This window comes from Pseudomonas sp. p1(2021b) (assembly GCF_020151015.1).
Taxonomy (GTDB): Bacteria; Pseudomonadota; Gammaproteobacteria; order Pseudomonadales; family Pseudomonadaceae; genus Aquipseudomonas; species Aquipseudomonas putida_K.
Window position 1 is genome coordinate 4,140,510 of the sequence record NZ_CP083746.1, and the last position, 20,333, is coordinate 4,160,842.

A 20,333-nucleotide genomic window follows, 5' to 3' on the forward strand; every position below is an offset into this window, starting at 1 on the left:
GTCACTCCGAGGTGTGCGCAGGCCGCAAGGCGTCCTGCGAGAAAAAGCGCCGGTGCTGGGCAACCGGCATTCGCGCCCTGATGGACGCCTGTTCAATGCTGTCGCGCTCGGCCAGCAATACTGCTTCGCCGCGCGCCTGTTCGGCGACGATCCGCCCCCAAGGGTCGACGATCGCCGCATGGCCATGGGTTTCCCGTGGCCCCGGGTGGGTACCGCCCTGGGCGGCGGCGAGCACGTAGCACTGGGTCTCGATGGCACGCGCACGAATGAGCACCTCCCAATGCGCGGCCCCCGTCACCGCTGTGAAAGCCGATGGTGCGCTGATCAGTTCGGCCCCGGCGGCGCGCAGTGCGCTGTACAGCTCGGGGAACCGCAAGTCGTAGCACACCGAAAGCCCGAGGCGCCCCACCGGGGTATCGGCTACCACCACCTGGGCACCATGGGCGTAGTCATCGGACTCGCGGTAGCGGCCCCGGTTGTCGGCCACGTCCACGTCGAACAGGTGCAGCTTGTCGTAGCGCGCCGCCACTTCACCGTGCTCGTCGATCAGCAGCGAACAGGCATGGGCCTTCGCGTCAGGCTGAGCGACCGGCGGCAGGGGCAAGGTGCCGGCGACAATCCATAACCTGAGGTCGCGGGCGGCACGTTTCAACCAGGGCAGGATCGGCCCCTGACCAAGGGCTTCGGCACGACCGATCGCCGCTGCATCGCGCCGCCCCATGGCGGCGAAGTTCTCGGGCAATACCGCCAGCCGGGCACCGCCACTGGCAGCCTGCTCCAGCAGGGCCCTGGCGCGTTGCAGGTTGGCCAGTACATCGTCCTGGCTGACCATCTGGATGACCGCAGACTTCATTGGCGTTTCTCGAAAGGTTTCACAAAGGTGATTCTAGGCTCTTTCCAGGGCCCCTCGACGCGGTAGTGCACGCTGGCGAAACGCGACACCCGATCACCGATCAGACGATCAACCAGGAACAACGCACCGCCGACGGCCGGCGCACCGACGATCAGGGCAGCCAGCGGCAGGTTGTTGGTGACCGGCAGGCTGACCTGCAGGTTGGCATCGACGCGGTCGCGGACCAGGTCGAGGGTGCCATCGAGCTCGAAATTGCTCGATGGCCCGGTGATGGTGATCGGCTCGCGGGTCACGTAGACCCCTTCGCTGGCGACCAGCAGGCCTTTGACCCGGTCGTAGGCCAGGCCTTTGTCGAACAGGTCGGAGAAGTCCAGGCGCAGGCGGCGGCCGATGGAGTTGAAATTGAGCAGGCCGAACACCCGCAGTGCCTGGGCCCCGCCCTCCACCTCGACGAACTGGCCGGAACGCAAGGCGGCATCGAGGCTGCCGGAAAAGCGCTTGAGCCCGACCCAGGCCGGCGAACCTGGCCAGCGGCCATCCACGTCCAGGCGGAAGTCGCGGCTGGTGGCGGTGGGCGCAAAGCCCCAGGCCTTGAGCACATCGGCGAGATTCTTGCCTTCCAGGCGGCCTTTGTACCAACTGCCCGTGCTCCCCGGCTCCCTTTCCCAGCCACCGCTGCCATCGATGCGCAGGCCCTTGAGATCCAGATCGACATCATCGAATTTCATGCCGCGCGGGGTAGGCCGCAGCTTGACCGCGAAACTGCCGAACAGGTCATCACCGCGGTACAGCTTGTCGACGGTCAGATCCAGGGCTGGCACCTTGCGTGGGTCGAAATTGCCCAAGGGGTCCGGTGCATCTTCGGGTTGCTGGCCGGTAGGTTCACCGGGGGGTAGGCGCAGGGTCTGCAACCTGACGACCATGGGCGCGGCCTTGGCATCGGGGATGCGCGCATTACCGATGACTTCGCGGCTGTCCAGGCGCAGGTCCCAGGTACCCGCCCCACGCACCAGGCGCACGACAGCCTGGTTCAAGTCCATGTCGAACGCCTTGAGCCGGCCGATGCTCAGGTCCACGCCCTGCAGACGCTGCCTGGCGTTACCGCCTGGGTCCTGGCCTGCCAAGCGCTCCATCTGTGCTTGCCAGGGCGCCAGGTCCAAGGCTTCCAGGCGCCCACGAACCCGCACGCCCTGGCCTGCCGGAACCTGTGCGCGACCGCTGCCCAGCAGCAACTCGCCTCGCCCCTGGGCCAGGTTCTCGACGGGCGCGGCATAGGCCAGGTGCGCAAGGTCGCCGTAGCTGGCCTCCAGGCGTCGCTCGGGCCCTTGCAGGGTCATGCTGAAGCGGCTGTCCAGGGTATCCTGCGCAGCCTTGGTGAAAGGCGCAGGCAGGTCGATGGCCAGCCCCTTGAGCGAGGAGTTCACGGTCAAGCGGTTGTCGCGGCCTCCCAGGCTCACCTGCAACTGGTAGGGCAGCTCGCCCGCAGCCGGCAGGGGTTGATCGAACTTCAACCAATCGGTCAGCGCCTTCAGGGCCACGGTTCCCTTGGCATCGATGCGGGTCTGGATCTGCCCGGGCTGGCCTTCGGCGAAGATCTGCGCCGTGACGGGTTTGCCGAATGCCTGGAAGGCGATGCCCTTGCCGCTCAGGCCTTTATCCAGGTCGAAGCTGAAATCACCCTTGAGCCGGCTCAGATCCAGGGTCGGCGGCGCCACCTTCAGGCGCGCGTCGGCCGTGGCGAAATCGACCACGACCTTGGGCCGCTCGCCACGGGCCAGGGGAATGTCGAGCTTGACCTTGCCCTTGAGCGGCCCCTCGCCTTCCCAGCCGGCGAAGATCTCGCCCGTGCCGATGGGCGCTTGCTGCAGGATCTTCAAACCGTCGCCCAGACGCCCGTCGAAATCGCCGTTCAGGTACAGGTGGCTGTGCTGGCCCTCGTCGACGTGGGGAATGTCGACGCTGACATCGCGTACCTGGGTATCGAGCAACAGCCCGCGCCGGGCCTTGATGCGCACGCCGCTGTCCTCGATGTAGACATCACCGTCGACCTGCTGCACCTGGGGCCAGCCAGGCTGGAAGTCCAGGGCGGCGTCATGGACTTTGAAGAACAGGCTGATGCTGCGGGCCTCAGGGGCAACCCCATGGTTCAGCGAGCCCTGGTACTGGAAATAGCCCTCGTCCACGGCGCCCTTGACGATGGCACTGCGCAGCCATTCATCCAGCGCAGGGCTGAGCACCTCGGGCAGGTACTTGGCGGTATAGCGGCCATCGCCCTCGGTCAGGCCCACCCGTAGATCCATGTAGTCCTCACGACCCTCCTCGAACAGCAGACGGATGAGGAAGTCGGCGGCGATCTTGCCTTCCTCGCCGAGCACCTTGATATAAGGCGCAACGAGGGTGAAGCCTTCCTTGTCCAGACGCCAGGTAAGCCGTGCGTTGGCTTTCTGGTAGTGCCAAGGTTTGGCGAAGATCGGGTACAGGTGCAGCATGAAGGCGTCGGTATCCAGGCGCAGCTCACCTTGGCCAAGATCGCCGCTGATGCTGCCGTTGACGTTTCCGGCCGCCGGGGCGTTGTGGTAGGCATCGAAGCCGACCTTCTCCAGGTTGGCAGCGAACGCCAGGCGCTGGTCGCCTTCGGCCTTGGGGCGGATATCCAGGCGCAGGTTGCGCAGCGAGCCGGTGACCTTGAGCCCATCGACCACGGCCATGAGTTTGTCCGGCAGCGGCGCCAGCGCATCGACCAGGGGCGTCAACGGAGTCAGGTCCAGGCGGTCGGCCTGTACCTGCCAGCGGTCCTGGGTCGGGTCCTGCCTGACCTGCAGATGGGTCTCCCAGCGGGTGTCGCCCAGGCTCATGGCGAGCGAATCGACCACACCCTCGACCCCATTCTCGCCCCGCTGGAACCACGCCGACACCGCCAGGTTATCCACGGTGACCGCCTTGCGCCCGGTGTAGGCCCCGCGCAACTGCGGCGCGTTGAGACGTACCACAGCGCGCTGCAGCTGGCCGTTGCGCCAGTCGACCCAGAATTCACCGCCGGCCCGCAGTGTCTCGGCCTGCCATTGCCCAAGCAAGCGCGGAGGCAGCCAGCGGGCCCAGTCGCTTTGCGGCAGGCTCAGGTAGGCCTGCACCTGGCCATCGCGCCAGGCCTTGGCAGTGGCACGGCTGCGCAGATTGACCGCCAGGGGTTGGCCGTCGGGCAAGGTGCCACGCAGGTCCAGGGCCTGGCGCGACGGGCCGGCTTCGAGGCCAAGGCTGACATAGGTAAGGGTAAGCGGATCGCGCTGCCAGGGATGAAGGGTGACCTGGCTGTCGAAGACATCGACCCTGCCCAGCTGCTGCAGGCGCTGCAGGACCTGCGCGGGGTTCAACGGAGCATCGTCCTGGCGCGGCAAGCCTTCGAGCGCCCAGGCGCCCTGCTCGTCCTCGCGCAGGATAAGTTGCAGCCCGCCGAGCTGGATACGCGCCAGGCGCAGTTCGCGAGCCTTGAGGCTGGCCCACAGGTCGGGGACCACCTTGACTTCATCCAGGCGCAACGCCGCAGCCCCTTCGCCCACCTGCAGGTCACGCACGTGCAACACAGGCGCCAGGCCGCTCCAGCGCCCCTCCAGGGCTCCCACGTGCACCGGCAGGCCCAGCGCCTGCTCGGCCTTGCTCTGGACATCGGCACGGTACTCGGCCACCAGCGGCACCAGTTCCCGACCGAGGCTGACATACAGCGCCACCAGCACCGCCAGCAGGGCGCAGACTCCCAGCCCCCAGCGGGTCAAGGCGCCTAGAACGTGGGTCAGACGTCCCATGGCCATGGCCCTCCAAGTCGTGCCTTAACTATGGCTCGGTGCCGTGGTTTTACCAGTGCCGCCGAACGCAGAAGGGTTTCAGAACGCGTCAGAGCAGCACCACATCGTATTGTTCCTGGGAATACATGGACTCGACCTGGAAGCGAATGGTTCGGCCGATGAATGCCTCGAGTTCGGCCACGTTGCCGGACTCTTCATCCAGCAGGCGGTCGACCACCTTCTGGTTGGCCAGCACCCGATAGCCCTCGGCCTGGTAGGCCCGGGCCTCGCGGAGGATTTCACGGAAGATTTCGTAGCACACGGTTTCAGGGGTCTTCAGCTTGCCGCGCCCCTGGCAGGCGATGCACGGCTCGCACAGCACCTGCTCGAGGCTCTCGCGGGTACGCTTGCGAGTCATCTGCACCAACCCAAGCTCGGTGATGCCGATGATGTTGGTCTTGGCATGGTCACGCTCGAGCTGCTTCTCGAGGGTACGCAGGACCTGGCGCTGGTGATCCTCATCCTCCATGTCGATGAAGTCGATGATGATGATGCCGCCGATGTTGCGCAGGCGCAGTTGCCGGGCGATGGCGGTGGCGGCCTCGAGGTTGGTCTTGAAGATGGTTTCCTCGAGGTTGCGGTGGCCGACGAAGGCGCCGGTATTGACGTCGATGGTGGTCATCGCCTCGGCCGGGTCGACCACCAGGTAGCCACCGGACTTGAGCGGCACCTTGCGCTCCAGGGCACGCTGGATCTCGTCCTCGACGCCATACAGGTCGAAGATCGGCCGCTCGCCTGGGTAGTGCTCGAGACGGTCGGCGATTTCCGGCATGAGTTCGGCGACGAACTGCGTGGTCTTCTGGAAGGTTTCCCGCGAGTCGATGCGGATCTTCTCGATCTTGGGGTTGACCAGGTCGCGCAACGTGCGCAGGGCCAGCCCCAGGTCTTCGTAGATCACCAAGGGGGCACCGCAGGTCTTGATCTGGCTGCCGATCTGCTCCCACAGCCTGCGCAGGTAGCGGATGTCCTGCAGGATATCGTCGGCACGGGCGCCTTCGGCAGCGGTGCGCAGGATGAAGCCGCCGGCGTCCTTGATGTCTTCCTTTTCGACACAATCGCTGACCACCTGCTTGAGCCGCTCGCGCTCGGCCTCGTCCTCGATCTTCAGGGAAATACCCACATGGCTGCTGCGTGGCATGTAGACCAGGTAGCGCGACGGGATCGACAGCTGGGTAGTCAGGCGAGCGCCCTTGGTGCCGATCGGGTCTTTCGTGACCTGCACCACCAGGGCCTGGCCTTCGTGGACCAGCGCGGTGATGTTTTCCACCGCCGAGCCTTCGCGCTGGGAGATCTCCGATGCATGGATGAACGCAGCACGCTCCAGGCCGATATCGACGAAAGCCGCCTGCATGCCTGGCAGCACGCGCACCACCTTGCCTTTGTAGATATTGCCAACGATGCCCCGGCGCTGGGTGCGCTCGACATGCACCTCCTGCAACACGCCGTTCTCCACCACTGCCACGCGTGATTCCATCGGGGTGATGTTGATCAGGATCTCTTCACTCATGGCAGGCTCTCGTAAAAGGTCTTGGGTAATGATGGATCGCCGTCAGGTCGCTGGCTAGCGCGAAGCTGGAACCTCATGTTGCTGCCAGCACGGGATGGAGAACTGCTCCAACAACTGGGCGGTCTCGAACAGGGGCAGGCCGACGACGGTCGAATAGCTGCCCATCAGTTCCCTGACGAACACCGCGCCCAGGCCCTGGATGGCATAGCCTCCGGCCTTGTCCTGTGGCTCGCCGGTGGCCCAGTAGCGCTCGGCCTCTTCAGGGCTGATCGCGCGGAAATACACATGGGTCCCGACGCAGACATCCAGGCAACGCTGGCCGTCGGTCACGGCCACGGCGGTGATGACCTGATGGTGGTCATTGGACAGTTTGGCCAGCATGGCCAAGGCATGCTCGCGATCACGGGGCTTGCCAAGGATCTGGCACGCGTGGGAAACGATCGTGTCCGCCCCGAGCACCACGCCCGGGCCGTCCAACTGGGCAAAACCCGCTGCGGCCTTGGCCCGGGCCAGGCGCACCGCGTAGGCCGAGACACCCTCGTCGGGCAGCGGGGTTTCGTCGATGTCGGCCTTGATGATGGTGAACGGTACGCCGATCTGGGTAAGCAGCTCACGGCGACGTGGCGAGGCGGAGGCCAGGTACAGCGGCTTCATGTCGACATCTCCCTGTCAGTCGGCGGTGCCGTCAGTTGATATGCAAGCGTCGGCGCAGGTCGCGCAGGGCGAAACTGATCCAGGGCCAGAGCAAGGCACTGATCACTGCCGACCAGACCAGCGCCAGCGTTGGCAGGCGGTTGCCGGTCAGGGCGCTAAGCCACAGCTGGATCAACTGGGCGATACCGAAGATCACCAGGATCACCAGGCTCTGCTGCCACATCGGATACATGCGCAGGCGCTGTTGCAGGGACAGCACCAGGAAGGTGATCAAGGTCAGTACCAGGGCGTTTTGCCCAAGTAGCGTGCCGTACAGGACGTCTTCGGCCAGACCCAGGACGAAAGCGGTGGTCATGCCGACCTTGTTGGGCACCGCGAGGGTCCAGAAGGATACCAGCATCGCCAGCCACATAGGGCGGAACACTTCCATGAACTGGGGCATCGGCGAGACGCTGAGCAACAGGCCGATCGCGAAGGTCAGCCAGATGGCCCAGCCGTTCTTGCTGCGGGAACGCGCCATCATTCTCTCCGGGGTGGGTTCGGGGCCGCAGGGGCCGATGCCGGGCTGGCAGGTGCCGCCGCAGGCGCCACGGGCGCGGTGGGAGCAGGTGCGGCAGCAGGCGCCGCAGGTACAGGCGTTGCCGGTGCAGCGCCAGGTGCAGCGGGCGCCGGCGCGGGCGCGGTCTGCCCGTTTCCACCGGTGGCCTGGCCTTGTTCCGGTGCGCCCTTGCGGTCGGCCTCTTCCTGGGCGAGTGCAGCGTCCGTGGCCCGCTCCTCTGGCGTACGCCGGTCGCTGAACACCAGCAGCATGTAGCGGCTGCGGTTGAGCGCGGCCGTGGGAATGGCACGGACGATGGCGAACGGCTGGCCGGAGTCGTGGATCACTTCGTTGACCGTGGCCACTGGGTAACCCGCCGGGAAACGCTGGCCCATACCGGAGCTGACCAGCAGGTCACCTTCCTTGATGTCGGCGGTATCCGCCACATGGCGCAGCTCCAGGCGCTCCGGGTTGCCGGTGCCGCTGGCGATGGCGCGCAGGCCGTTACGGTTGACCTGCACCGGGATGCTGTGGGTGGTGTCGGTCAGCAGCAACACCCGGGCGGTGTAAGGCATCAGCTCCACCACCTGCCCCATCAGGCCCCGGGCGTCGAGCACCGGCTGGCCGAGGAACACGCCGTCGCGCTCGCCCTTGTTGATCAGGATGCGGTGGGTGAACGGGTTGGGGTCGACGCCGATGAGTTCGGCCACTTCGACCTTCTCGTTGACCAGCGCCGAGGAATTGAGCAGCTCGCGCAGCCGCACGTTCTGCTCGGTCAGGGCCGCCAGCTTCTGCAGGCGCCCCTGCAGCAGCAGGGCTTCGGTCTTGAGTTTCTCGTTTTCCGCGATCAGCTCGGTACGGCTGCCGAACTGGCTGGCCACACCCTGCCACAGGCGCTGCGGCAGGTCGGTGATCCAATAGGACTCCATCAGCACCAGCCCCATCTGGCTGCGCACGGGCTTGAGCACGGCGAAACGCGAGTCGACCACCATCAGCGCGACCGACAGCACCACCAGTACCAGGAGACGAACGCCCAGCGAAGGGCCCTTGGAGAAAAGCGGTTTAATGGGCCGTTCCTCGTGGACGACGATTCAGGAGGTCATTGGACATGAAGCAATGCACCGGCCTGCTTGCGGGTTGACGGAAACGGCGCCCGGACGGACGCCAGCCCAGCGCATACAGGTAGCACTGTGTGCGCTACCTGTAAACCGGGGCGAACACCATCCATGCAGGCATGGATGGCGCAGGATCACTCGCTGGAGAGCAGGTCCATGGCGTGTTTGTCCATCATTTCCAGCGCACGGCCACCACCACGGGCGACGCAGGTCAGGGGATCTTCGGCGACGATCACCGGCAGGCCGGTTTCCTGGGCCAGCAGTTTGTCCAGGTCGCGCAACAGCGCACCACCACCGGTCAGCACCAGGCCACGTTCGGCGATGTCCGACGCCAGCTCCGGCGGCGACTGCTCCAGGGCGCTCTTGACCGCCTGGACGATGGTCGCCAGGGACTCCTGCAGCGCTTCGAGCACTTCGTTGGAATTCAGGGTGAAGGCACGCGGTACGCCTTCGGCCAGGTTGCGACCACGGACATCGACTTCGCGCACTTCGCCGCCTGGGTAGGCGGTGCCGATTTCCTGCTTGATGCGCTCGGCGGTGGATTCGCCGATCAGGCTGCCGTAGTTGCGGCGCACGTAGGTGACGATGGCTTCGTCGAAGCGGTCGCCACCCACCCGTACGGATTCGGCATAGACCACGCCATTGAGGGAGATCAGGGCGATTTCGGTGGTACCACCACCGATGTCCACGACCATCGAACCACGAGCCTCTTCGACCGGCAGGCCGGCACCGATGGCAGCGGCCATCGGCTCTTCGATCAGGAACACCTCGCGGGCGCCGGCGCCCAGGGCGGATTCGCGAATGGCGCGACGCTCCACCTGGGTCGACTTGCACGGCACACAGATCAGCACGCGCGGGCTGGGCTGCAGGAAGCTGTTCTCGTGAACCTTGTTGATGAAGTACTGCAGCATTTTTTCACAAACGCTGAAATCGGCGATCACGCCGTCCTTCATCGGACGAATGGCAGCGATGTTGCCAGGCGTACGGCCCAGCATGCGCTTGGCCTCGGTGCCGACCGCGACGACGCTTTTCTGGTTGCCGTGGGTACGAATGGCAACAACCGAGGGTTCATTCAGGACGATACCGCGCTCACGCACGTAAATAAGGGTGTTGGCAGTACCCAGGTCGATGGACAGATCGCTGGAAAACATGCCACGCAGTTTCTTGAACATGGGAAAGTGACCCTAGGCAAAGCGTGGGTAAAAAAGTGCGGCAAACTCTAACAATGGCAGGGATTTTGGGCAAGGAGCCAATATGTTAAATTGGCAGTTTTTCCGAGCACGCCAGCCGATGATCGTCGTCGTATGACCATCAAAATGCTGGCATGTTCCTCACTTCGGACCCCATCCGTTCCGTTTCTCCTGGAGATCCCCATGGCGCTTCAACGCTGCGACGTGGAAAAGATCGCCCATCTGGCCCGCCTGGGCCTGAATGAAGGCGAACTGCCACGCATTACCGATGCCTTGAACAGTATTCTCGGGCTGGTCGACCAGATGCAAGCCGTCGACACCAGCGGCATCGAGCCCCTGGCCCACCCCCTGGAGGCCAGCCAGCGCCTGCGCCCCGACCAGGTCACCGAAAGCAACCAGCGCGACCGCTACCAGGCCATCGCCCCGGCGACCGAAAACGGCCTGTACCTGGTTCCGAAAGTCATCGAGTAAGGGAAAGAGCCTGCCATGCATCAATTGACCCTGGCCGAGATCGCCCGCGGACTCGCCGACAAGTCGTTTTCTTCCGAAGAGCTGACCGGCGCCCTGCTGGCGCGTATCAAGCAGCTCGACCCACAGATCAACAGCTTCATCAGCATCACCGAGGAACAAGCCCTGCAACAGGCCCGCGCCGCCGACGCCCGCCGCGCCAACGGCGAAGCCGGTGCCCTGCTCGGTGCGCCGATCGCCCACAAGGACCTGTTCTGCACCAGCGGCATCCGCACCAGCTGCGGCTCGAAGATGCTCGACAACTTCAAGGCACCCTATGACGCCACCGTGGTCGCCAAGCTGGCCGAAGCCGGCATGGTCACCCTGGGCAAAACCAACATGGACGAGTTCGCCATGGGCTCGGCCAACGAGTCCAGCCACTATGGCGCGGTGAAGAACCCGTGGAACCTCGAGCACGTGCCTGGCGGCTCCTCGGGCGGTTCGGCCGCCGCCGTCGCCGCGCGCCTGCTGCCGGTGGCCACCGGCACCGATACCGGCGGTTCGATCCGCCAGCCGGCGGCCCTGACCAACCTCACTGGCCTCAAGCCCACCTACGGCCGCGTCTCGCGCTGGGGCATGATCGCCTATGCCTCGAGCCTCGACCAGGGCGGCCCGATGGCCCGCACCGCCGAAGACTGCGCCCTGCTGCTGCAAGGCATGGCCGGGTTCGACGCCAAGGACTCCACCAGCATCGACGAGCCGGTGCCGGACTACAGCGCCAACCTGAACGCGCCGCTCGAAGGCCTGCGCATCGGCCTGCCGAAGGAATACTTCGGCGCCGGCCTCGACCCGCGCATCGCCGACCTGGTCCAGACCAGCGTCAAAGAGCTGCAGAAGCTCGGCGCGGTGATCAAGGAAATCAGCCTGCCGAACATGCAGCACGCCATCCCCGCGTACTACGTGATCGCACCGGCAGAAGCTTCCTCCAACCTGTCGCGCTTCGACGGCGTACGTTTCGGTTACCGCTGCGAGGAGCCCAAGGACCTCACCGACCTGTACAAGCGCTCCCGTGGCGAAGGCTTCGGCGTCGAAGTGCAGCGCCGTATCATGGTCGGCACCTACGCCCTGTCGGCCGGCTACTACGACGCCTACTACGTGAAGGCGCAGCAGATCCGCCGCCTGATCAAGAACGACTTCATGGCCGCCTTCAACGACGTCGACCTGATCCTTGGCCCGACCACGCCGAACCCGGCCTGGAAGCTCGGCGCCAAGAGCAGCGACCCGGTCGCCGCCTACCTCGAGGACGTCTACACCATCACCGCCAACCTGGCGGGCCTGCCGGGCCTGTCGATGCCGGCCGGTTTCGTCGATGGCCTGCCGGTCGGCGTGCAGCTGCTGGCCCCGTACTTCCAGGAAGGCCGCCTGCTCAACGTCGCGCACCGCTACCAGCAAGTCACCGACTGGCACACCCGCGCTCCTAACGGCTTCTGAGGAATTCACACATGCAATGGGAAGTTGTGATCGGGCTGGAGATTCATACCCAGCTCGCCACCCAGTCGAAGATCTTCTCCGGCAGCGCCACCACCTTCGGCTCCGAGCCGAACACCCAGGCCAGCCTGGTCGACCTCGGCATGCCTGGCGTCCTGCCGGTGCTGAACCAGGAAGCCGTGCGCATGGCCTGCATGTTCGGCCTGGCCATCGATGCCCAGATCGGCAAGCGCAACGTGTTCGCGCGCAAGAACTACTTCTACCCGGACCTGCCCAAGGGCTACCAGATCAGCCAGATGGACCTGCCGATCGTCGGCAAGGGCCACCTGGACATCGCCTTGGAAGACGGTACCATCAAGCGCATCGGCATCACCCGTGCGCACCTGGAGGAAGACGCCGGCAAGAGCCTGCACGAAGACTTCAGCGGCTCCACCGGCATCGACCTGAACCGCGCCGGCACCCCGCTGCTGGAGATCGTCTCCGAACCTGACATGCGCAGTGCCAAGGAAGCGGTGGCCTACGTCAAGGCGATCCACGCCTTGGTGCGCTACCTGGGTATCTGCGACGGCAACATGGCCGAAGGCTCGCTGCGCTGCGACTGCAACGTCTCGGTACGGCCGAAGGGCCAGGCCGAGTTCGGCACGCGCTGCGAGATCAAGAACGTCAACTCCTTCCGCTTCATCGAGCGCGCCATCAACAGCGAGATCCAGCGCCAGATCGACCTGATCGAGGACGGCGGCAAAGTGGTCCAGGAAACCCGCCTGTACGATCCGAACAAGGACGAGACCCGCTCCATGCGCAGCAAGGAGGAAGCCAACGACTACCGTTACTTCCCCGACCCGGACCTGCTGCCGGTGGTCATCGAGGACAGCTTCCTCGAAACCGTCCGCGCCGGCCTGCCGGAGCTGCCGCAGCAGAAGGTCGAGCGCTTCCAGAGCCAGTATGGCCTGTCGGCCTATGACGCCAACGTGCTGGCCGCCAGCCGTGAACAGGCCGACTACTTCGAGGAAGTCGCCCGTATCGGTGGTGACGCCAAGCTGGCCGCCAACTGGGTGATGGTCGAACTGGGCAGCCTGCTCAACAAGCTGGGCGTGGAGATCGACCAGGCACCGGTGAGCGCCGAACAGCTCGGCGGCATGCTGCTGCGTATCCGTGACAACACCATCAGCGGCAAGATCGCCAAGACCGTGTTCGAGGCCATGGCCGCCGGTGAAGGCGATGCCGACAGCATCATCGAAAGCCGTGGCCTCAAGCAGGTCACCGACACCGGCGCGATCGACAAGATGCTCGACGAAGTGCTCGCCGCCAATGCCGAACAGGTCGAACAGTACCGCGCCGCCGACGAGGCCAAGCGCGGCAAGATGTTCGGCTTCTTCGTCGGCCAGGCGATGAAGGCGTCCAAAGGCAAGGCCAACCCGGGGCAAGTGAACCAATTGCTCAAGGCCAAGCTCGAAGGGTAACGCGGTATTGGGGCCGCTTGGCGGCCCATCGCGGCACAAGGCCGCTCCTACAAAGCCCTGTAGGAGCGGCCTTGTGCCGCGATCGAGGGCAATGCCCTCGCCTGCTGCTTCCTTATAACGGAGCACCTGAATTGATACGCCGTTCTTTCAGCGCCCTCGCGCTCTTCTCCCTGCTGGCCGGTTGCGCCAGCCATGACATCGATTCCCGCGACATCGATTCCCGAGGTTACGACCGGACCGGTGTCGCCTCCTATTATGGCGCCCGCCATCACGGCAAACGCACTGCCAGCGGCGAGCGCTTCAACCAACATGGCCTGACCGCCGCCCACCGCAGCCTGCCCTTCGGCAGCCGGGTGCTGGTCACCAACCTGGCCAACAAACGCAGCGTCGTGGTACGCATCAACGACCGAGGCCCGCATACCCGCGGCCGGTTGATCGACCTGTCACGGGCCGCAGCGGAAAAAATCGGCATGATCCGTAGCGGAACGGCGCGCGTCCGGGTACAAGGGCTAAGCGACTGACCTGACAGGAGTCCCGACCATTTTCGACCTGGCTACCCTCCCCACCTTCAGCCTCCTGCAACTGGGCTTCGGCCTGGTGTTGCTGGTGATCGGTGCCGAGCTGCTGGTGCGCGCCGCGCTTCGCCTGGCCCTGCGCCTGCACGTGCGCCCGCTGATCATCGGTCTGAGCCTGGTGGCCTTCGGCAGCACCGCGCCACAATTGACCGTGAGCCTGCAGGCGGCCTTCCAGGGCGCCCCTGACGTCGCGGTGGGCAGCGTGATCGGCAGCAACATTTTCAATGTGCTGGTGATTCTCGGGTTGGCGGCGCTGGTCATTCCCCTGCGTGTTTCCCGGCAGTTGGTGCGCCTGGATATCCCACTGATGATCGCCGCCAGCGGCCTGGTCTACCTGCTGGCCGGCAATGGCCTGCTGGGCCGGCTCGAAGGCCTGCTGCTGGTCCTCGGCTTGCTGGGCTACCTGGGCATGCTGTGGCACCAGTCACGGCATTACGCCCGTACCTACCCTGCCCCGGAAACCGTGCACACCAGTGCCGGGCGCTTCTGGAGCGGCGCAATACTGCAGGTGCTGCTGGGCCTGGGCCTGCTGAGCCTCGCCGGGCATCTGCTGCTCGAAGCTGCCGTAGAAGTGGCCACCGACCTGGGGCTCTCCGAACGCATCATCGGTCTCACCGTGGTTGCCGTCTGCACGTCCTTGCCGGAGCTGGCCGCCGCCCTGATCGCAGCGCTGCGTGGTGAACGGGAGATCGCGGTGGGCACGGTGATCGGCAGCAACCTGTTCAACCTACTGGCCGTGCTGGGCCTGACCGCAGTGGTCGCGCCAGAGCCGCTGTCGATTTCGCCCAACGCCCTGGACTTCGACCTGCCCGTGATGTTGGGTGTCGCGGTGTTGAGCCTGCCGGTGTTCTATTCCGGCTACCGCGTCACCCGTGCCGAAGGGCTGGTGTTTCTCTGCCTCTACCTGGCCTACGGCCTACATGTGGTGGCCTTCACCACAGGCATGCCCTTGGCCGGGCGACTGGAACACCTGATGTTGTTCTACGTCTTGCCGGTGCTGGCTGCGGTATTGATGTACACCACAGTGCGGGCCTGGCGGCGACAGCACTGATTGATGTAGGGCTTAGGCGGGTCGTTGTGCTCGAGATCGAGCGCCGCGCGGGCGGCGCTCGATCTCACAGGCGCAGACAACCTAACGGCGAACCTGCCGAGCCTTCTTCATCCGGAACGCCACCCACAGCACCGCGATCCACAACGGGATCAACATCACCGAGATGCGAATCGGCGGCGTCAGGTACATCACCACCAGGATCAGCACGATGAACGCCAGGCACAGGTAGTTGCTCACCGGGTGCCACAAGCTGCGGTAGAACGGGGTGATCCCAACGGCCAGCTTGGCCTTGCGGAACTTCAGGTGGGTGATGCTGATGCTTGCCCAGTTGATCACCAGTGCCGACACCGCCAGGGCCATGAGCAGGCCGAAGGCTTCGCCCGGCATCAGGTAGTTGATCAGCACGCACAGGCCAGTGGCGAATGCCGAAACGCCCAGCGCCGTCAACGGTACGCCACGGCGGCTGACCTTGAGCAGCTGGCGTGGTGCATCGCCCTGGCTGGCCAGGCCGAACAGCATGCGGCTGTTGGCATAGACACAGCTGTTGTACACCGACAGTGCAGCCGTGAGCACCACGATATTGAGGACGGTCGCCACCAAGTCGCTGTCCAGTTCATGGAAGATCATCACGAACGGGCTACCGCCCTGCACCACTTTCTGCCACGGGTACAGCGACAGCAGCACGGCCAGCGCGCCGATGTAGAAGATCAGGATGCGGTAGACCACCTGGTTGGTGGCCTTGGGGATGCTCTCGCGTGGGTTGTCCGCCTCGGCCGCGGTGATGCCCACCAGCTCCAGCCCGCCAAAGGAGAACATGATCACCGCCAGGGCCATGATCAGGCCGGTGACGCCGTTGGGGAAGAACCCGCCGAACTGCCACAAGTTCGCCACGCTGGCATCCGGCCCACCATGGCCGCTGCCCAGCAACCAGGCGCCGAAGCCGATCATGCTGACGATCGCCACCACCTTGACCAGGGCGAACCAGAACTCCAGCTCGCCGTAGACCTTCACCTGGGTCAGGTTGATGGCATTGATCACCACGAAGAAGATCGCCGCCGTGGCCCAGGTGGGGAAGTCCGGCCACCAGTACTGGACATAGATGCCTACCGCGGTCAGCTCGGCCATGCCCACCAGCACGTACACCACCCAGTAGTTCCAACCAGAGACGAAGCCTGCGAACTCGCTCCAGTACTGGTGGGCGAAGTGGCTGAAGCTGCCGGCGACCGGCTCCTCGACCACCATCTCGCCCAGCTGGCGCATGATCAAGAAGGCCATCAGGCCGGCAATGGCGTAGCCCAGCAGCACGGACGGACCGGCCAGCTGGATGGTCTGGGCGATGCCCAGGAACAGCCCGGTGCCGATGGCCCCGCCCAGCGCGATGAGCTGGATATGGCGATTCTTCAACCCGCGCTGTAACCGCTCGGGCGTGCTCTGGTCTTGCATGAAGTGTCCTCAGGTCGGGAGGCGTGTTGTTGTAGGTGTCATGTGCAGCGAAGGATCTAGATCCATCCTCCCCACTGCAAGATGAAAATGCCGATATTGGTGGTGATCGCGGCGAGCAAGGTGGTGATCACGATGATCGAGGCCGCCAGTTCGTGGTTGCCGTTCGCCGCCCGCGCCATCACATAGCTGGCCGCCGCGGTCGGGCTACCGATATAGAGGAACAGAATGCCCAGCTCGGCACCACGGAACCCACAGAGCCAGGCGCCCAACGTGCCGATCAGGGGCAGCCAGACCATCTTGGCCAGGCTGGCATCGATGGCCAGCCTGCCACTGTCGCGCAACGCGGCCATGGACAAGGTCCCGCCGATGCAGATCAAGGCCAGTGGCAAGGTCATCTGGGCAAGGTAGTCGCTGGAAGTCAGCAACCAGTTGGGCAGTGGCACCTGGCCGTAGGCCATGGGCGCGGCGAGCAGCACGCTGATGATCAGCGGGTTGCTGAAGATGCTTTTGCACAGGCTCCAGGGGTCTGATTTCAGGTCCGGGCTGTAGACGGCGAGCACGATGCTGGACAGGGAGTTGTACAACAGGATCACCAGGCCGGCGAGCACCGCGCCCAGGGAGATGCCGTAGTCGCCGTACAGGCTGGCCGCCAGAGCCAGGCCGATCACCCCGTTGTTGCCACGAAAGGCGCCCTGGGTGTAGATGCCGCGGTCGGGTCTGGGGCTGCGCCAGATGGCCAGGCCCCAGGACAGCGCGAAACTCGCCAGGGTAGCGATGATGAAATAGAGCAGGACGCCGGGTTTGACGGCAGTGGTAAGGTCAGCGTGGTAGATGCCGAGGAACAGCAGCGCCGGCATGCAGATGTTGAACACCAGCGACGAAGCGACCTTGATGAAGTTGTCGTCGATCAGGCGGATACGCTTGAGGAGCACGCCCAGGAACAGCATGGCGAACACCGGGGCCGTGATGTTCAGCGTCTGGATGAGAAGGGCGAGCATTGCGAGTCCTGAGGGGTTGCCGTTAGGGGGCTGATGATACGCGAACTGGGGGGATTTGCGGGGAACGGAGGCGTTCAGCGAAATTTCACCGGCAACGGTGGCCGCTGCTGGCAGGCTCAGGCCGGTGGGCTGGCTGCCCTGGCCCTATCGCGGGGCAAGCCCGCTCCTACAGGTTCGGCGCTGCAGCCTGTGGAGCGGGCTTCCTGTGGTCGAAGTGGTATCAGCGCCGCACAGGCCGCTTCTGCAACTTGCGCTGCAGCGTACGCCGGTGCATCCCCAGCGCACGCGCCGTAGCCGAGATATTTCCATCATGCTCGGCCAGCACCCGCTGGATGTGCTCCCACTGCAACCGGTCCACCGACATCGGGTTCTCCGGCACCAGCGAATCCAAGTCCGCATGCTCGGACAACAATGCTGCCAGCACATCATCGGCATCCGCCGGTTTGCACAGGTAGTTGCACGCCCCACGCTTGATCGCCTCGACCGCCGTGGCGATGCTGGAATACCCCGTCAGGATCAGCACACGCATCTCCGGGTCCAGCTCCAGCAGCTTGGGCAGCAGCACCAGCCCCGAATCGCCATCCATCTTCAGGTCCAGGGTGGCGTAGTCAGGCACATCCTGCTTGGCCAGCACCAAGCCCTCCTCGGCACTGGAAGCGGTACTCACACGAAAGCCGCGACGGCTCATGGCCCGCGCCATGACACGGGTGAAGGTGGCATCGTCGTCCACCAGCAACAGGTGCGGCAGCTCTTCGCCTTCGACCAGGTTTTCTTCGCTCATCGTTCATCTCCTCGCTTGCCATGGGGCAGGCGCAGCTCGGTGAGGGTGCCGCCCTGTTCATGACTATAGAGTTTCACCGAGCCGCCAGCACGGGTCACGCTGGCCTTGCTCAGGAACAGGCCCAGGCCGAAGCCTTTGCCCTTGGTGGTAAAGAAGGGTTTGCCGATCGCCTCGGCGATCGCCACGGGAATGCCTGGCCCGTGGTCACGAATGCTGATGATGATGTCCTGCTCGTCCCAGTCCAGCTGTACTTCCAGGTCGTCAGGGCAGGCATCGGCGGCATTGTTCAGCAGGTTCAACAGTGCCTGGGTCAGGTCCGGTGGGGGGGTCAGTCGCGGTACCGCGCCATCGCGCAGCCGCTGGAAGCGGTACGTGGTCTCCGGGCGCATCAGGTGCCAGCGGTTGAGCGCCTCGTCCAACCAGGCGCTCACCTCCTGCTCCACCACGCTCATCCGGCGGTTGGCTTCGGCCGCGCGCACCAGCTGCTGCAAGGTCTCCTTGCACAGCTTGACCTGGTCCTGGAGCACCTCCAGGTCTTCCTGCAATTGCGGGTCGGTATGGTCCTGGCGCATCTCGTTGAGCAGCACGCTCATGGTCGCCAGCGGCGTACCCAGCTCGTGGGCGGCGCCTGCGGCCTGGGTGGCCACCGCCAATAGTTGTTCGTCGCGCAGGCTCTCTTCGCGCCGGTCGGCACGCAGCTTCTCCTGACGGCGCAGCTCCTCGGCCATGCGCGCGGCGAAGAAGGTGATTACCCCGGCGGCCAGGGCGATGCTCAGCCACATGCCGTAGACCTGCATCTTGTCCCGCGCCATGGGCAGGGTCTCGAGCGGATAGAACTGCACCAGCAGCAGGCTGTAGGCCACCAGCGCGATGCCCGACAGCACCAGCGAGTAGATCCATGGCAAGGTCACCGCGGCAATCGCCAGCGGCACCAGGTAATAGGAAACGAAGGGGTTGGTCGAGCCCCCCGAGTAATACAGCAAGGCGCTGTGGATCAGCAGGTCGCAGGCCAGCTGGAAGGCATACTCCAGCTCGGTGACCGGCAACGACAGGCGCAGGCGCAAGGCCGTGAACGCGCACAGCAGCGACGAAAGCGCCAGCGTCGCCGCCAGCGACAGCCAGGGCAACGGCAGCAGCTCGGTCCAGTAGGCCACGCCTACGGAGCCGGCCTGGGCGGCCAGGACCAGAATGCGGATGAAGGTCAGGCGCCAGAGGTTCTGGCGGGTAGCGGACAGCGGGTGAACGGCAGCGAGCATGAGCTCTCCTGATGAGTGCTCCAGGACAATCGCCTGGAGTATACCGAAGCCAGGCACCGCACAGCAGCAATGCGGCAAAGCGCCACACTTTGTCACAGGTTCATGATGGCACTTAGGAACCCACTACACTGTTGCCGGTCTGATGGGCCATGCGTGGCAAGGACATCGCCCCCACGCTTTCTTTTTGCCAAGGAGTCAACCATGCAACTACCTCGTCGCAGCACTGCGCTGATCCTGTCCTGTGGCCTGTTGGCCAGCCTGCCGGCGCTGGCAGCCGAAGCGCCCCGCTACAACCAGGTATCGCTGCGCGCCGAAGTCAGCAAGGAAGTGGCACGCGACCTGATGGTCGTGACCCTCTACAGCGAAGCCCAGAACAGCGACCCCGGCAAGCTGGCCAAGGAAATCACCGAAACCATGAACAAGGCCGTGCAGCAGGCGCGCCAGGTCAAGGACGTGAAGATCAGCCAGGGCAGCCGCAACAGCTACCCGGTGTATGACAGCAAGGGCCAGAAGATCACCGGCTGGCGCGAGCGCGCGGAGCTGCGCCTGGAAAGCGCCGACTTCCCTGCCCTGTCCAAGCTCACCGGCGAACTGCTGCAGGACCTGAAGATGGGCGGCATGGACTTCTCCATCGCCCCGGCCACCCGCAAGGCCAGTGAAGACGCCTTGCTCAAGGACGCCGTCGATGCCTTCAAGGCCCGCGCCCAGCTGGCCACCGAGGCATTGGGCGGCAAAGGCTACAAAGTGGTCAGCCTGAACCTCAACAGCAGCGGTTACCCACGCCCGTACCTGCGTAGCGCGCCGATGGCCATGAAAGCCATGGCGGCCGACGAAGCAGCCCCGGCGCCGGACATCGAGGCCGGCACCAGCGAAGTCAGCATGAATGCCGATGGCCTGATCGAAGTACAGATGCCCTGATCGGCCTATGGGCGAAGCGACAGGTGCAACGCTTGTCGCTTCTCTGTTTGCCCACATTGTTGGAACTGTCAGTTCCAAAAGACCTTTCCCACAGCGTTTAAAGCACTTTCCTATTGACTTGCAGATCAACAAATAAACGGCAAATTGCTGGCAAAAAACCATCGCAAACGTACAACTTGCGGCAAAGTTACATGGATGCGACATCCATGTACGTTGGTCC

At 64.7% G+C, this 20,333-nt stretch carries 17 protein-coding genes; 6 read left to right on the forward strand and 11 right to left on the reverse strand.

The annotated features are described in order from the left end of the window. Nucleotide 1: 1 nt before the first annotated feature. From K8374_RS19295 to mreB, 7 genes are all read right to left on the reverse strand, one after another. Nucleotides 2-853 (reverse strand): carbon-nitrogen hydrolase family protein, encoded by an 852-nt coding sequence (locus K8374_RS19295; RefSeq protein WP_224456813.1) that lies wholly within the window; start codon nucleotides 851-853, stop codon nucleotides 2-4. After that, nucleotides 850-4,659: a YhdP family protein gene (locus K8374_RS19300; protein WP_224456814.1), complete on the reverse strand. Its 3,810-nt coding sequence runs from the start codon at nucleotides 4,657-4,659 to the stop codon at nucleotides 850-852. Before K8374_RS19300 ends, K8374_RS19295 begins: the two co-directional genes overlap by 4 nt. Before the next feature lie 82 nt (nucleotides 4,660-4,741). Further along, complete coding sequence (gene rng / locus K8374_RS19305; RefSeq protein WP_084854549.1) at nucleotides 4,742-6,199, reverse strand: ribonuclease G; 1,458 nt, start codon at nucleotides 6,197-6,199, stop codon at nucleotides 4,742-4,744. A 54-nt stretch (nucleotides 6,200-6,253) separates the two neighbouring features. Beyond that, nucleotides 6,254-6,853 (reverse strand): Maf family protein, encoded by a 600-nt coding sequence (locus K8374_RS19310; protein ID WP_224456815.1) that lies wholly within the window; start codon nucleotides 6,851-6,853, stop codon nucleotides 6,254-6,256. A gap of 31 nt (nucleotides 6,854-6,884) precedes the next feature. After that, nucleotides 6,885-7,373, reverse strand: a complete 489-nt coding sequence (gene mreD, locus K8374_RS19315) for a rod shape-determining protein MreD (protein ID WP_084854551.1) — start codon at nucleotides 7,371-7,373, stop codon at nucleotides 6,885-6,887. Continuing rightward, nucleotides 7,373-8,428 (reverse strand): rod shape-determining protein MreC, encoded by a 1,056-nt coding sequence (gene mreC / locus K8374_RS19320; protein WP_263498542.1) that lies wholly within the window; start codon nucleotides 8,426-8,428, stop codon nucleotides 7,373-7,375. Before mreC ends, mreD begins: the two co-directional genes overlap by 1 nt. 212 nt (nucleotides 8,429-8,640) lie before the next feature. Further along, nucleotides 8,641-9,678, reverse strand: coding sequence for a rod shape-determining protein MreB (gene mreB / locus K8374_RS19325; RefSeq protein WP_003255163.1), 1,038 nt, complete (start codon nucleotides 9,676-9,678; stop codon nucleotides 8,641-8,643). 201 nt (nucleotides 9,679-9,879) lie between these two features. Between mreB and gatC the strand changes: the two genes are divergently transcribed. From gatC to K8374_RS19350, 5 genes are all read left to right on the forward strand, one after another. Next, nucleotides 9,880-10,167: an Asp-tRNA(Asn)/Glu-tRNA(Gln) amidotransferase subunit GatC gene (gene gatC, locus K8374_RS19330; protein WP_084854553.1), complete on the forward strand. Its 288-nt coding sequence runs from the start codon at nucleotides 9,880-9,882 to the stop codon at nucleotides 10,165-10,167. A 15-nt stretch (nucleotides 10,168-10,182) separates the two neighbouring features. After that, on the forward strand, nucleotides 10,183-11,634 hold the full coding sequence (gene gatA, locus K8374_RS19335; protein WP_224456816.1) for an Asp-tRNA(Asn)/Glu-tRNA(Gln) amidotransferase subunit GatA: 1,452 nt from the start codon (nucleotides 10,183-10,185) through the stop codon (nucleotides 11,632-11,634). Nucleotides 11,635-11,645: 11 nt separating this feature from the next. Next, nucleotides 11,646-13,091 carry an Asp-tRNA(Asn)/Glu-tRNA(Gln) amidotransferase subunit GatB gene (gene gatB / locus K8374_RS19340; RefSeq protein WP_084854555.1) on the forward strand — a complete coding sequence of 482 codons (1,446 nt, stop codon included), beginning with the start codon at nucleotides 11,646-11,648 and terminating at the stop codon, nucleotides 13,089-13,091. Between the two features lie 134 nt (nucleotides 13,092-13,225). After that, nucleotides 13,226-13,612 carry a septal ring lytic transglycosylase RlpA family protein gene (locus tag K8374_RS19345; protein ID WP_411969657.1) on the forward strand — a complete coding sequence of 129 codons (387 nt, stop codon included), beginning with the start codon at nucleotides 13,226-13,228 and terminating at the stop codon, nucleotides 13,610-13,612. Nucleotides 13,613-13,673: 61 nt separating this feature from the next. After that, nucleotides 13,674-14,717 carry a calcium/sodium antiporter gene (locus K8374_RS19350; protein WP_224459366.1) on the forward strand — a complete coding sequence of 348 codons (1,044 nt, stop codon included), beginning with the start codon at nucleotides 13,674-13,676 and terminating at the stop codon, nucleotides 14,715-14,717. A gap of 81 nt (nucleotides 14,718-14,798) precedes the next feature. Here K8374_RS19350 and K8374_RS19355 read toward each other — a convergent pair whose 3' ends face one another. The 4 genes from K8374_RS19355 to K8374_RS19370 all read right to left on the reverse strand — a co-directional run bounded on the left by K8374_RS19355 (nucleotide 14,799) and on the right by K8374_RS19370 (nucleotide 19,195). Next, nucleotides 14,799-16,160: an amino acid permease gene (locus tag K8374_RS19355; RefSeq protein ID WP_224456818.1), complete on the reverse strand. Its 1,362-nt coding sequence runs from the start codon at nucleotides 16,158-16,160 to the stop codon at nucleotides 14,799-14,801. Between the two features lie 56 nt (nucleotides 16,161-16,216). After that, complete coding sequence (locus K8374_RS19360) at nucleotides 16,217-17,158, reverse strand: AEC family transporter (RefSeq protein WP_224456819.1); 942 nt, start codon at nucleotides 17,156-17,158, stop codon at nucleotides 16,217-16,219. A gap of 220 nt (nucleotides 17,159-17,378) precedes the next feature. Continuing rightward, nucleotides 17,379-17,939: a response regulator transcription factor gene (locus K8374_RS19365; RefSeq protein WP_084854559.1), complete on the reverse strand. Its 561-nt coding sequence runs from the start codon at nucleotides 17,937-17,939 to the stop codon at nucleotides 17,379-17,381. Further along, nucleotides 17,936-19,195: an ATP-binding protein gene (locus tag K8374_RS19370; protein WP_224456820.1), complete on the reverse strand. Its 1,260-nt coding sequence runs from the start codon at nucleotides 19,193-19,195 to the stop codon at nucleotides 17,936-17,938. The genes K8374_RS19365 and K8374_RS19370 overlap by 4 nt, the downstream gene beginning before the upstream one ends. 201 nt (nucleotides 19,196-19,396) lie before the next feature. Here K8374_RS19370 and K8374_RS19375 point away from each other — a divergent pair, with 201 nt between their 5' ends. After that, nucleotides 19,397-20,113 carry an SIMPL domain-containing protein gene (locus K8374_RS19375; protein ID WP_224456821.1) on the forward strand — a complete coding sequence of 239 codons (717 nt, stop codon included), beginning with the start codon at nucleotides 19,397-19,399 and terminating at the stop codon, nucleotides 20,111-20,113. Nucleotides 20,114-20,333: the final 220 nt, after the last annotated feature.